Annotated in this window: 11 protein-coding genes; 4 read left to right on the top strand and 7 right to left on the bottom strand. The window is 31.3% G+C overall.

What is annotated here, in order from left to right:
- Nucleotides 1–18: 18 nt before the first annotated feature.
- The 7 genes from C8N46_RS12365 to C8N46_RS12335 form a co-directional block, all read right to left on the bottom strand.
- Nucleotides 19–1,821, bottom strand: a complete 1,803-nt coding sequence (locus C8N46_RS12365; RefSeq protein WP_146169811.1) for a hypothetical protein — start codon at nucleotides 1,819–1,821, stop codon at nucleotides 19–21.
- A 41-nt stretch (nucleotides 1,822–1,862) separates the two neighbouring features.
- Nucleotides 1,863–4,523 (bottom strand): ligand-binding sensor domain-containing protein, encoded by a 2,661-nt coding sequence (locus tag C8N46_RS12360; protein ID WP_108115209.1) that lies wholly within the window; start codon nucleotides 4,521–4,523, stop codon nucleotides 1,863–1,865.
- Between the two features lie 9 nt (nucleotides 4,524–4,532).
- On the bottom strand, nucleotides 4,533–5,114 hold the full coding sequence (locus C8N46_RS12355; protein ID WP_108115208.1) for a toll/interleukin-1 receptor domain-containing protein: 582 nt from the start codon (nucleotides 5,112–5,114) through the stop codon (nucleotides 4,533–4,535).
- 2 nt (nucleotides 5,115–5,116) lie between these two features.
- Nucleotides 5,117–6,076, bottom strand: a complete 960-nt coding sequence (locus C8N46_RS12350; RefSeq protein ID WP_108115207.1) for a caspase family protein — start codon at nucleotides 6,074–6,076, stop codon at nucleotides 5,117–5,119.
- A 297-nt stretch (nucleotides 6,077–6,373) separates the two neighbouring features.
- Nucleotides 6,374–7,000, bottom strand: coding sequence for a response regulator (locus tag C8N46_RS12345; RefSeq protein ID WP_108115206.1), 627 nt, complete (start codon nucleotides 6,998–7,000; stop codon nucleotides 6,374–6,376).
- A gap of 2 nt (nucleotides 7,001–7,002) precedes the next feature.
- On the bottom strand, nucleotides 7,003–9,081 hold the full coding sequence (locus tag C8N46_RS12340; protein ID WP_108115205.1) for a tetratricopeptide repeat-containing sensor histidine kinase: 2,079 nt from the start codon (nucleotides 9,079–9,081) through the stop codon (nucleotides 7,003–7,005).
- 80 nt (nucleotides 9,082–9,161) lie between these two features.
- Entirely contained in the window at nucleotides 9,162–9,344 is a 183-nt protein-coding gene (locus C8N46_RS12335; protein ID WP_108115204.1) for a hypothetical protein, read from the bottom strand.
- Nucleotides 9,345–9,976: 632 nt separating this feature from the next.
- Between C8N46_RS12335 and C8N46_RS20980 the strand changes: the two genes are divergently transcribed.
- The 4 genes from C8N46_RS20980 (at nucleotide 9,977) to C8N46_RS12320 (ending at nucleotide 14,539) form a co-directional block, all read left to right on the top strand.
- Nucleotides 9,977–10,105 (top strand): hypothetical protein, encoded by a 129-nt coding sequence (locus C8N46_RS20980; protein ID WP_262498078.1) that lies wholly within the window; start codon nucleotides 9,977–9,979, stop codon nucleotides 10,103–10,105.
- Between the two features lie 313 nt (nucleotides 10,106–10,418).
- Entirely contained in the window at nucleotides 10,419–12,833 is a 2,415-nt protein-coding gene (locus tag C8N46_RS12330; RefSeq protein ID WP_108115203.1) for an outer membrane beta-barrel family protein, read from the top strand.
- A gap of 109 nt (nucleotides 12,834–12,942) precedes the next feature.
- Complete coding sequence (locus C8N46_RS12325) at nucleotides 12,943–13,209, top strand: hypothetical protein (RefSeq protein WP_146169810.1); 267 nt, start codon at nucleotides 12,943–12,945, stop codon at nucleotides 13,207–13,209.
- A 70-nt stretch (nucleotides 13,210–13,279) separates the two neighbouring features.
- The gene (locus C8N46_RS12320; protein WP_108115201.1) at nucleotides 13,280–14,539 is read left to right on the top strand and encodes a radical SAM protein; all 1,260 of its coding nucleotides are present in this window, start codon (nucleotides 13,280–13,282) and stop codon (nucleotides 14,537–14,539) included.
- Nucleotides 14,540–14,625: the final 86 nt, after the last annotated feature.

The raw sequence follows: 14,625 nt of genomic DNA, 5'->3' as shown, positions 1-14,625 counted from the left end.
AGCGAAGTAGTTGGGATTTTATGAATCATTTTCACCTAATTGTTTTACGTTAGACTCTTTGATTATGAATTTTGAGTCTGTAGCTGATATTTTTTTTAGACGTTCACTGGACTCAGTCAGTTTTTTTGACAATTCCTCAACTAAGTCATCATCTTCTTCTAATACCGCTAATTTTAACTCCTCTCTTATCTGTTTGCGCTGTTCTAAAAATGCAGCAGCATGAATTTCATTATCATTTAGATCATTATGAGCTACTCTTCGTAAGCGTGGAGCTTTTAACAACAATCCAAATTCATCTGTAATAATATGTTGAGTTTGCTCAAATAAATTTTCTATTTCCTGATCTAATTTCCTTGTATCCGCCAATTCAATTAAAGGACCTGCAACACGCATTACCTCTAATTCTATTTCATTTTTGATATAATTACTTATATCATTATATTCTTGGGCAGTTTCATTTTGATATTTAATGTGATTTTTGTGAAATATGTGCCAATCATTAACAAATTGGACTCCATATTTGATTTCGTAATACATATTTTCTGTTTTACTCTCAATAATAACAGTTCCGCGTTCAGCAAATAACCTATCAAAACGTTCCTTCAAGTCTGTCTTAAGAAAGCTTATAGAAATTTTTAAATCACTTTCGTCAAGTTTAAAAACCTTAATTAATTGCTTTTTAATTTTTAATTCTAAATTATTACTCACCTCATGAAACTCCCTATAATACGTTGCTGGATCCACAGTCCTCATTTCTTTTTCAACTGTTTCAATGGTTAATTTTTTTATATCTTCAATGATTGATTTTCGAGGTTTGATATATTTTTTATCAATACCATTTATTTGAGTTCCTTTACCTTCAACAGTTACGCTCATTTTTATCTTAATTTCAGCTTCTTTAGTTTCAAACGTATCGTGATTACCTAATTTGAAAACAAAGCCATTTAAAAACTCCGCTATTTCATCACTAGGTATTGAAATTATGTGTTGAATGGAATAGCCAATTTCACGTACTGCAGCATCTAATTTTGCACTTATATTTCTTCTGTAGGCTGTTCTAAATTCATCTACTATATCTTTGAACGATTTGTCTATAAGTTCGTTTTGTATAATTGCATCTGCTTTTTCTTTTATCCATTCCTCTGGATTTTTTATGTCTTTCCACAAAAAAGCTCTTTCATTTACAAGGTTTACCACAATTTTGTTCCTAACTTCAATATGATCATCAGCTATCTGACATTTTGTTCCATGAAGTATCGTAATGTGTTGTTTAATATCAACTTTTTTATTCCCGATAGGAACTAAGCGAATGGCTCTGATTCGAAAACCTTTTCTTTGTGCTTGATTTGTAATTACTTCTCTTAGCTCTTTTTCTAATCGAAAAAAATCATTCGTGAAATTTGGGTGTTGTTCTATGAAACTACGAATCCAACTTGCTATAATTTTATATATAGCTACAGATGCATTTTTATTTTTTTTCAAAAACTGAATTGCTGTTATGCCTTTGGATTTTATACAACTAAGCTCAAATGACATTTTAAGTTTAATTGTAGAGCCTTCACGAGGATCGCTAATTTCGAATAGAACATCTTTAACTTTTGAGAATTCAATAAAATTAATTATATGATAACTATATTTTTGACCTAAGAGAGAACTCATTTTCATGCCCAAGCTTTTTTTATAAAAATGTTCTCCTGTTTTATCATTTACAATAATTAATCTTTCGTATTCTTCATCTATTTCGATATCATCTGGCGCAACTGTACGTACTATTTTTTCAAATATTTTAGGGTCAATATGAGTTCTAGAAGTGTCATTCATGTCGAACTTTTTATTTTGTATTGTAAATTTTTTAACCATCTTTATTTTTTTAGTTGATTTATAAATTCAATTAAATAACCTCGTTTTACCTTTAGTTTTTTCTTCTCATTGATATCTTTTATTTTAGAAGCATTTATGTTTAAATTTCTTCGGTTTTGTTTTAAATTCAACAGTAATTTTTTTGATTGATCTTTTGGCAAAATGTTTCGAATGGTTTCGGTCAAAAGTTTTTTCTTTTCGGCTATTTGAGTTTCAGCTATTTCTGACTCACCGATACGGCATAACAAACTATACCAATAAGATACTATCGAAGCGAGTTGATGTTGTATCAGTCTAGACCTAAAATCATCTTTTTTATCATCTTCATTTTTGAAAAAAACGTATGTATTAAACAACATTTTTGTAATAAACTCTAATGATTCTTTTAAGGACTCAAAATTATCGAATAGTGCTTTGTATACATCACTTTTAATAAGCTTACTATTTTGCTTATGATACTTATCTTTCTTCTTTTGATCGGTTATTGTAAATAGATATACCTTTAGAATATTTCTTTCCAATTTTGTGTACTCTTTCAAAGAAGATGACACGTCAGGAAACCAATTCTGTATCTCTTTAATGTATTTGTAAAAATTAAGCGGATCTTTAAGAAGCAGTGTTACAAACTGATGTATTGCATAGTCATTTATAGTATCCGATTTGTGTTCTAAGGAGAGTTTATAAAACTCTAGAGAATTATAGAAATCATTTTTAATCTGAAATTTGGTTAATATGTCTAGAATAACTCTATACTTACTTACCTCTGAAAATCTGTTTGAAAAAAATTGAGGAATCAACTCTTTGGATTCATCATTTTCTAAAATCATTGTGAGCAAGTCAACATATAAATAAATATTTTCATCAAGAATATCAATATTACGATACAATTTTAACCTAATTTCTTGGAGTTCTTGTTCTAAGGAATTTTTTAACTCATTTAGTTGTTTGAGTGTCGTTTGTATAGAAACATTATTAGGAATTCCTTCTTCTTTGTAAAATAAAAACTTTACATATTGAAGTTTTTTTAATTGAGATTCATATTCTTGACTGAAATTTATAGGATAAAGTTCTTTTAATTTTTTTAGAAAATCTTCTTCATTTTCAATATTCTTATTTTGTTTAAGTATGTCATTCTTTTTGTTCAAACTTTCAATATGTGATTCAAGAGTTTGCACTTTATTTATATAACCTACTATCGTTTCTCTTTGTTTTTCTAGTGATTTCAGCCATGACACTAAAATTTCGTTTCCATAATAATTTTTGAAATATGTATTTAATTTTGCAATTACAGGATGTATTCTATTGTGTAATGGGCGAGATACTTTTGTTGTAAACAACGCTTGCTTTTCAATAAAAATTCGAGCTTGTTGATCTGCAAATAGCGTAAATTTTCGAAAAAGTATATTTCTGCACTTCGCCTCTTCATTTGAATTTTTGAAATCAACGAAACTCTGATTGTTCACATAAAAAGTTTCCAAGCCGCAATCATCTAATATTGAATCTGTATCTTCTTGCCAAATAGAAAGCAAGCTGACCTTTTTATCTTTTATGTATACCTTTTTTTTATCTTCAATCAATACCCTTACGTACCTGTTAAAAAGGTCAGGAGGTAATTCAGGGAAAATAGTTGCTACGAATAATACATATTTACCTACGGGCTCCTGCTTATTTTTGAATATTTCCTTAAAGCTAGTTTTACTTTCTTCTCGCTTGTTTCTTATAATCGCATCAAAATTTGGATCATCTATGATTTTATCTAAGTCTCTTAAAAGATTTCTTTCATCAGGATTCCAATGATTTTCTTTTTGATCATCTCTAATGATTCGTATTTGATCTTGTGAGATTCCATACTTTTTTGTGTAAATTTTAAATGTATTAATTATATGAAAATCAAAAGGTGACTCTTTTAAGTAATTTAGATCCTCATGATATGTTACGTATATAATATGAAAATCTGAGCTTAGTCTTTTCTGTACATCTAACTTTCCATGATAGCTTTTTTTACGAAGTGAATTTAATAATGCTGGTGTTTTCTTGTTTTTACTATCCTTGATAAATAATAGTAATTTATTTGAATCTTTAGTAAGCGTTTGTCTTTTACAATCTTCTATTAGATGAACGATATCCGAACTTTCGTAGGTATCAAAAGAAACCTCTTGTTTTTGATGATTCTTGTAAATTTCATTATGAGCTATGGTTTGTATCAAACTATTTGAAATTCCGTAGTGTGCACAGTTGACTATTATGAAGTTTTCCTTGGTAATGAATTCAATAGCCTTATTTGAAGATGATTGTACATCAAACTTAATTTCCTTTGTATCCAAAAGTTCAAGTTGGGTAGGCATTCCATTACGCTCATTAATCGAATAATTATTATTTATAGTATTGCGATTCCCGAATATTACATCTTGTTCAAAAGTATTTTCATTTACTTCTATTTTTTGAGTCTCTTCCTTTTCTTGCTGAGACTTTATCTGAAATTTTTTATCCGCAATATCATCATCAGGTTTTTTATCTTCATCAACATCGACATTTGTACCTGTATTTTGATTAACAGTTTGATCCGGCTCTATTACATCGACTACTTCACTTTCAGGGTCTTTTTTTTCAGGAGTTTCGCCATCATTACAACCCTCTTTGGTATTTCCTTGTGCATCCATCATCTTATAAAATTATTTGATATTACCTTTATTAATTGTATTATTGTTACCAAACATAACATCATTCTGAAAGTTATTACCATTCGCTTCAAACACTTGGCTAGACTCTCTACTTTTATTTTTTTTACTCTCTTTTTTATTAGTGAAACTGGCATCAATATTTTTACCTAATATTCTTTTTATTTGATCTGCCAAGTGCTCTGCATTATAATCCCAAGAAAACCAAGTAATACCATCTAATTCATCCCCAACTTTCGTAACTGAAGTATCATCTATTACTACAGGAATCAAGAAAGTTTCTTTCTCCATTAAGTAGCGTGGCATAAAAGCCTCGATTTCTGCTTGTACGAACTTTTTATTTTGATTTATATAATGTTGAGAAACTATGATTATGACACATCTAGAATCATGTCGGTAAATTTCTTTTAATTCCTCTTTCAATTTTTTTCCAATCATCTTATCTTGCCGTTCGGGATAATAATAGGAAATCAATTCAGGGGCTACTAGTTTTAGTGCTAAACAGATACTTAATGCTATATTTCGATCTTCATCGGCAAAAGATATTGCGATATCATATTTGTAGTTTTTTTCCATATTTATATAACTTCAGATTTTACTAATGTCCAATATGATTTTCCATATTCTGTAAGTCTACACGATTCTTCATTTTGTGCTGCATCATACATATGTGGAGCATTCACAGGAATTACTAGATTCACACGATTGTATAATTGAAGTATTTTAAATTTTTCTACATGTTCAGAGATTGCTTCTTCCGTATTGGTATACTCATACGTCCTATCTAATTTGAAATCCATGTCGGGATGCTCAAATAATTCAATGATTTTACGCAGTTGAACAACATTGATTTGGGATGCTATTTTTCTCAAACAAGCATAACTCTGTATTTTTGTTGTAAATACAGGACGTTGCCCAGATTGCCCCATAGCTTTATCAATATAACCATATACACTTCCTGGAGTTATTTCCCCAATTATACTTGCTGCTCCACCTTCCATAGCATTACAAAACAGTTTTGTAAACACTCCTTCTCCTTCCATTTCTATGGCATATTGTTTTTTTGTTGCTGCTGCCAAAACAGTAACTCCTTCTGCAATTCTTGTTAAATTACCTCCAAGAAAGTCATTATCAAAAATTCCTGCATGGCAACAATCTAAAATAATAATTCTATTGCTTGCTGGAGAATCATTAGCCATTCTTAAGATGTCCTTCATAGGAACTCCTTGATCTCCTCTTTTACATTCTGGAGTAAGTAAATAACCTTGCCCATTCCTTACATAGCCATGACCTGAAAAATAAAAAAGAGAGATTTCTCTTCTACTTTGAAAAAAGGAAGAAAGGGCATCTTGTAAGCCGCCGCTTGTAATTTGTTCTTGATCTGAAGTTTTTAAGTCAATATGAAAATTTCTTTCTCGTTGATGAGTACCATGAAATTGTAACACATTTTTTACACTTTTAGCATCGTTTATACAACCATCCAATTTTGATGCATGATTATAATGATTGATTCCAACAATTAAGGCTTTTCTAGGCATGATTTATTAATATTTAATTCATAATTATTTGGTAAGGCTACCTCCTACTCTCAACATCTTACTATATATTTTTATGTGTAGTAAAGTATTGATTGAATAGTTAAACAAATTTGAATTAATTATTGATAAACTATATTGTTAGATGTATTGATTTTTTTATCCTAAGAAGTAGGGATAAGTTTTTCTAATGTAGATATTTTTTTAAGTACGAAAAGCTCTCAAAAATAGTGGATTTGAAAGCATTGAACTTAATCCGTTTTTGTATCTAGTAGTAAATAGACTAAGAAAGTTCTATAGCTAATCGTAACCATTTTTTATAGCAAAGCAAATAAGTTCTTTCGAGTTTTTTAAACCTGTTTTTTCTATTAAATTCTTCCGATGAGAATCTACAGTAGACTTAGCTCTACATAACATTTTGGCGATATCAGGTGTAGAATACCCATTTGCAATTAATTTTAAAACTTCAAGTTCTCTAGTTGTAAAATTTACATTTCCATATACCTTTTCAGACTTATGCATATTCATTATGATATCTTTTACCTTATTACCATAATAATCATTCCCTTTTGATAGTTCCATAATGGCTTCAATTAATTGTTGCTTTACTTGATTTTTTAAAATATAACCACTTGCACCACTTCTTAATGTTCGTTTTATGAATTTTGGATCATCGTGCATTGTAAGCATTAATATTTTGACATTAGGATATCTTTCCTGTATATGAATCGCCACATCTATTCCTGAAATACCTGGCATACTAATGTCTAAAATAGCGATGTCTATTTCTGATTTTTTTATGAGAGAAATAGCACTCTCTCCATTTTTAGCCTCTCCAACAATTACAATATTACTAGAATCTTTCAAAAGTGATTTAACACCTTCTATAACGATATCATGATCGTCTGCAATAATTACTTTTATCATAATTAAATCTCTTCTTTTATTGGAATTTCTATAGAAACAAAAGCTCCGTTATTTGACTCTGAATCAACTTGAAATGTCCCGTTTAATGATTCAACTCTGGCTTCAATATTTTTTAACCCCATTCCTTTTCCTCTACTCTCCTCAAAGTTAAAACCTATACCATCATCTTCTACGTATATTAACAGCTTATCATCTCTTTCTAATAGCTGTAAGATAATATTCTTAGCGTTTGCATATTTTAGAATATTACTTATTAATTCTTGAAAAATTCTATAAATAGTAATTTCTATATTGTTATCTAGTCTTTCAACAAGACCGTAAATATTAAGCTCTACTTTAATTTTATTACTTGATTCTAAAATTTCTTTTAAATCCTCTAAGGCTGCAATTAATCCAAAATTTCCTAAAACACCTGAATCCATTTCTCGAGAAATCTTTCTGACATCATTACACGCTTTATCCAATAATTCTATCGCTTTTTTATATTCTTCATTTGCTGAGTTTTTAAATTTTTCGATATTTTCTTCCACAGTTTCAAAGTGAAGTTTAACCATAGATAAGGTATTTCCTATGCTGTCATGTAAGTCTTTTGCAATTCTCTGACGTTCTTTTTCTTGTCCTTCAAGCATTGTATTAATTGATTTTAACTCTTGATTTTTTAATGACTTTTCAATTTCTTGACGTCTTATCTCAGATGCTTGTGCCCTCTGTTTTTCCTTACTAGCTTTTTTTGAAGCAAAAAATAATAATAATAAAAGTAAACTTATGGCTACCAGACTGTATATATAGGTTTGTTTTCTTTCGTTTTCAACAGAAATAATTTCTTTATCTTTTTTGAGTAAATCAATTCTTTTCTGAGCTGCGTCAAAATTTGTCCTTATTTGTAATAGCTTTTTTAATCGTTTTGCTGATTTGGTCTTAAATTCTAAAAGTCTATTTATGTATTCATTAGATTTAGAAGTATTTCCTAAATCTTGATGTACATTTTTTATGTTTTCTAAAATTTGTAGTGAAAGATTATCATTCTCTGTTTTAATTGCAATATCTTCTGCTTTCAAATAATATTCTAAAGCCTTTTGCTTTTGATCCTTTTTAAAAAAAATATTACCTAAATTATTATAAACCTCAGCTTTGGTATTTTTTAATCCATTTTTTTTGGATATATTCAAACTTTTTGTGTAATTTTCTAGAGCTTTGTCTAAATTATTTCGAATGTAGTATACATTTCCCAAATTATTATATATCTCTGAATCACTACCATCAGTTTTATACTCTTTATGTAAATCCAATACTAAATTATAATTAATTAGTGCTAGCGAATCGTTTCCTTTCTCAAAGTAAGCAACTCCTATATTATTATAAAAGTTAATTAGAATCAGTTGATTATTTTTTGCGATTTTTTCACCTTTCCTGAAATAATCTAAAGCTCTATCATAATCATTTAATTCATTATACAATAATCCTAGGTTCAAAAAAGAATCTGCAATCATTGATTGATTACCATTTTTTTTTCCAATAGCAAGTCCCTCAAGAAGAAAAGTAAGCGCTTTATCGAGTTTATCTTGTTTTAAATAAGAATATCCTAAATTATTAAAAGCTATACCAATGGCATATTCATTATTATCCCGCTTAAAATAAGCTAAGGCTTTTTCTCCAAAACTAGAAGACCTTACAAAATCTTCTATATCTCGATAAATAAGACTTAACTGATTGTATGCCCTGCCTATTCCATAATTATAGTCACGTTTAATTTCGAGCTTCAATACTTCTAAAAAAATTTGTTCCGCTTCTTCATATTTGTATTGTTCGATATAAACATCTCCTATTCTAACTTGACTATCTATATAACCGTTTTCATATGAAATAGAATCGCTAAATAACTCAGCCTTTTTCGCATAATTAAATGCTTTCTTAGGATCAAAATCAGTAAATAACCAAGCTAGTTCGTTGTAACTATCTACTATGACTTTATTATCGCTACTTGTATTTATGATAATTTCTAAACTGTCAATTACATGTTGATTTTGACTTGTAGCCGTTATGAAGTATAAAAAAAAAACAAGAAAAAAGTGTTTCATCATAATAATCGGTTTTAGGATAGTATTTTAATAATGCTTTAGATAAGTGAATACCTAAAGCATTATATTGTTAATTATAGCCTTTATGCTAACGTGTTTCCATCTTCAAAAGGTTTAACCTTTCCACCAGCTGGCTTACTTGAACTACTTGTTTGCTGTCCATCTTGAGTATCACTAGTTGAATCACTTTCCTCAGCTGTCTCTGCTGACTTAACACGATTTGTTAGTTGATTCTCTTGATCAATCTTTGAGTCTAAATTTTTCATACAGTATAATTTTAGGTTTATAATCCCAAAATTGAAAATTTAATGGAACTTCTAAGTCATTACAATAAGTGTTTTTTTTATCCCTACTTTTAAGTAGAAAGAATAAAATACATAAACATTAAAAAATCTAATTTGTAAGTAATTTTACATTGTAAAATAAGAAATATATTTCTAATTAAAAAATATACATGCCTAATAACAATCTTAAAAATTGAGTTAATCTAATATCTTTTCTGATTCTAAAAATGAATTCACAATCAACTCCATATCTTCCTCCAAAAAGTTCGAACTCCTTCTCTCCGACTCCACAAATAACGCTCTAAAGCATTGATTTTAGGGCGTTTATTTTTTTAGGTGTAATTATCGTTGACAGTATCCTACCTAGATTCATTTCTTTATTATTATCATAGTAACTATATTATTAAAACTTTGAATATTCTTCATAGCAAAAGTCGCTAGCTCAAAAACTAGCGACTTTTCGTAGCTAACACTAAAAACTAAATACTTATCCTTGTGGTGCAGCTGCTATATTTTCGTTGACAATAGACCAAACTCCAAATTTTGGAAATCCGAAACCAAAGTTATCGCCTCTTTGTGTATCTTAGTTGATTATAAACCAAAATTTTTAACTTATGAAAAAAAAGAAAGTAACCAAACTGAAAATCGAAAAGCTAAAAATCTCTGACATGAATCCAGAATTACTTCGTGGAGGAAAACGTAGCGACTGGACAGAATTATCAGAATGCTGTAAAGACGAATAATGCCATACAAACTATCCGCTTCCACACAGGTAGAAGCGGATTTTTACTTTATTTCAGTAACTACTCAACACTTCTCAAACACCATACTTAGGTGTTTTTCCCCTTTTCTAACTGTTTTAATTAGTCAATCTTTGACCTATAAATAGCTATTGTTCCTTACACTTATTTAGGTAAAATAATATTTTTATTGTAAGTTAGTAACGGTAGTTCGAAAAGAAATAATGCTTCAAATTTTGTACATAATTCCTGCTGTCCTAACCAAACAGTTACGATAAACAAAAAGCTACTTCGTTTCGAAAAAAGGGAAAATCATATGAAAAAAATAGGAATGTTATTGATGTGCATCATCTTTAGCAGTGAGGTGGCTCATTGCCAATATGCTGTGGAAGGTGTCGTCACCAGTGAGCAAAAAACGCCCATTCCTGATGTTTTTATCAGTCTTATTCAGAATGATGCGCTCGTTAAAAGTGTACTTACCGACAGTATTGGCTACTACAAACTCAACAATCTTCAACAAGGAACGTATCAACTCAATTTTAGTCATATTGGCTATGTGGATTCGCTCGTGACTATCAACATCACAAAAAACACTATCCAAAACTTTCAATTCCAAGAAAATAATAAGCTTTCCGAAGTCGTCATCACTGCTGAAAAAAGCATGATTGAACGCAAAACAGATCGACTCCGCTTTAACCTAGCAAATTCTGACCTTACTATTGGAACCAGCGTTTGGGAAACCTTAAATAAAACGCCGTTTGTTTCCACTAATGAAGATGGTAACATTGACATGTTAGGCAATAGTGGTGTGATTGTCTATGTTAACAATCGCAGAAAACGACTTTCAGGCGAAGTATTGATGAATTATCTCAAAAGTTTACCTGCCGATAATTTAGAAGCAATCGAAGTCATTACCACACCTTCGAGTCGGTTTGAAGCGGAAGGCGGCGCAGGAATCATCAACATCATTACCAAAAAAAATAAAGAAGAAGGTTTGGAAGGAAACGCCAGTTTGAGTGCGCGCCAAACCCGTCTTTTTTCGGAAGCAGGAAGCATCTATCTGAATTACAGAAAAGCCAAGTGGAATATTTACGGAACTACCTATTTGAGCAATCGTGAACGTTTGACCAATTATGAAAAAGACATTTTTTATCCACCAAATAATCCATTAGACATTCAAACACGTTTTATTGACCGAGAAAATACGTCTAAAATGCTCTTTTCAGGGGCAAATATGGGTGTCGATTATGAAATTAATAAAAACCATATCGTGGGAATGATCTTTGATTATTCTGGATCAGACGAAAACCAACGCAGAGATGCTATAAGTTTTGATGCCTATTCGGTAAGTGACTCACTAACATTTACCAAAAATAATGACGAAGCAACTGACCGTACCTATACGCTCAACCTAAATTATCAAGGGAAACTTAGCGAAAAAGGAACGCTGCTGACGTTTGATATGGACTTTTTAGAATTCTCGTCAGACAACACAGGAATTAGCAAAACCGATGTCGTTACGTTAGACGACAATGACGTGTTGTATATTCGCGATTGGTTTCGAAACGCTGCCATTCAAGACATCCAAAATACGTCTTTCCGATTGGACTTAGAATTGCCCATCAACGATAACTTGTCTTTTGAAACTGGCGTTAAATTTTCGTTCTCCAAAGTAGATAACGACCTGAATTTCGACAACAGAGACGCACAAGCCATGACGTGGATTGAAGATTTAACTCGTAGTAATTTCTTTGAATATGATGAAAATATCAATGCGTTTTATGCGGTTGTCAATCACACACTAAGTGACCGTTGGTCATATCAAATAGGAACACGTTTTGAAAACACTATTGCCAAAGGTAGATTGGAAGGCGCGCAAGTGGTAGACAGAAACTACACCAACTTCTTCCCTACCGTGTTTTTAAAATATGCACCCAACAACCAACACAACTTTGTAGTTTCTGTTTCGAGCAGAATCACGCGACCGAGTTTCTGGGATGTCAATCCGTTTCGAGAATATACGACCGACAAAACTTTCTTTGAAGGAAATCCGTTCTTAAATCCATCACGCTACTATCGTCAAGAATTAAATTACACACGTAGCAAAGGAAAAATTCGTTTGGTTGCACAATTGGCAGCAAGTCAAACCTACGACGAAATATTTTCGCTTCCCCTCAATTCGGAAGAAGACATTATCATCAACAGAAAAACCAATTACGGAAACAAATACAGATATACTGCAAGCATTACCATGGCAACCAAAATACAGCCTTGGTGGCGAATCAATGCGACCTCACTTTTTGGGCACGTACAAACTACCGGAAGTTACGCAGATGATACAATAAGCATTGACAGTAATACGTTATTATATAGCCTTGCGGCGAATCAGGCCTTTACCTTATCAAAAGAAAAAGGACTTTCCCTAACTGTTTTCGCCAAAAACACATTCCCCTTTACACTCGTGAATACCGAAATCGGTAATCGTCTTGAAACTGAAATTGTATTACGAAAGAATATAGGAAACTTTAGTTTGTCCCTTTCGGGAAGAGACCTCTTTAGGAGCAACAAAGACCTGTATGACATTCGTGTAGGTGATATTCGTATCAATGATACCAACTATCACGATACTAGAAGCGTTGCCTTTGCTGTGCGTTATGCTTTTGGGAAATCAACGGTAAAAGACCAACGATATAGAGATCCTGGGAATAGTGATATTCAAAGACGTCTCTAATCATAAAAATAACATACAACATAGGTTTTTCATTTTACTTACAAAATGAAGGGCAATTGTCATGTCCTTACTGATGGCAATAATATTAACCATTTTAAAACTTTTAACGATGAAGAAAAATTCAAAAATCACTTCAAACTTAAAGTCAAAAGAGATTGTTGACAAAGCGTTGAAAAACTCTAATGAGGATCAGCTAGACCTTTACCAAGCAATTTTTGGAGGTAAAGCAAGTGCAGATTGTCCAGTAGTAGCGGTAAGCTCAAATGCTTCTAGAGCTTCTGGGTATGATAAGCAAATTGACCCTACGTTCTTGTTGGCAGCTCCTATGGATCCTTCTGGACCATCTGAACCAGCTTCAGATACTACAAAAGGATAGTAGTGTTGACTAGATAATCTCTAAAACCAGAGATTATCTAGTTTTTTTAAAAAATCAGAAAAATATAATTATGTATAAAGTCACTTCTTTTGTATTAAAAATTGTCAGTAGGTGTAATCTCAATTGTTCCTATTGTTATATGTATAATTTGGGAGATCAAACCTATTTGAAACAACCTAAATTTATGTCATTAGAAACTATGCAATTCTTTGCAGACAGACTGAAAAGTTATTGCGCAGATTCCAATACAACACATGTTCAAATTGTATTTCATGGCGGAGAACCATTGATGGCAAAGCCAGAATATTTTGAAAAATGTGTTGCTATTTTTAGAAATACTGCACCCGAAATTGGATTTTATTTTACCGTACAAACGAATGGCGTAACACTAGATCAGAATTGGTTTGATTTATTTAAAAGACTTCAAATAACCATAGGAATTAGTATTGATGGCCCTGAAAAATATCATGATACATATCGTGTGTTTCACAACGGAAAAGGTTCCTATAATTTGGTAGCAGAAGCCATTAAACTGGGAAGAAAAAACTACTTGGCAGGTTTACTAATGGTGGTAAATATAGGCATTCCTGTGGAGGAATTGTATGCAGAAATGAAAACATTAGGAGTAAACAATCTTAATTTATTATTGCCAGATGGACATTACGATTTACCGCCTCCAAATATGGACATAGGTAAGCTTAGCGATAAAAATTACACACCCTATGCAGATTGGTTTATAGCACTGTACAAGATTTGGAAGCAAGATAAAACACGTCCTAAAATTTACTTGTTTGAAACACTCGTAAAAATCATCATGGGACAAAAAGAAATTGGAAATCAACTCGTTGGAAGACGAACGAATGGCACGCTTGTATTAGAATCTGACGGAAGTATTGAAGTGGTAGATTCATTGCGTGCTTGTTTTGAAGGTATTACGCGAAATGAAATTAATGTACATACCAATCAAATAGAAGACATTTTTGAAGATGATACCTTTCAACTTTTTTACAGAGCGCATGATAAAGTTGCAGAACAATGTCTCAACTGTCCTGTATACGATGTTTGTGGTGGCGGATTTTTAGGACAACGATATTCAGAAGAAAATGGATTTAACAATCCTACCATCTATTGTCAAGATATGGTACGCTTGATCACGTTTATTCAAAATGATATTCTTTCTTCTTTACCAGCAGCAACTGTTACAGAACTTGATATTGAACCTTTAGTGTATGAAGAGATTATTGCCAGCTTTGACGAACCAAACGAAATTAAGATCGATCCAGAAGTAGAAAAAGTATTGGTCTCTTTCAAAAAAGAATTACAAGTGTAAAATGAATATTGGTGAATTCCATCTAACAGCATTAATAGTCAACTACTTCGGGGCTAGCCCACGAAGCATTTAGTAGAAACTATTGA

The organism is Kordia periserrulae, from assembly GCF_003054265.1.
GTDB lineage: Bacteria > Bacteroidota > Bacteroidia > Flavobacteriales > Flavobacteriaceae > Kordia > Kordia periserrulae.
Note: the sequence above shows the minus strand (reverse complement) of the source record. Positions and strands in the feature narration are given on the sequence as shown.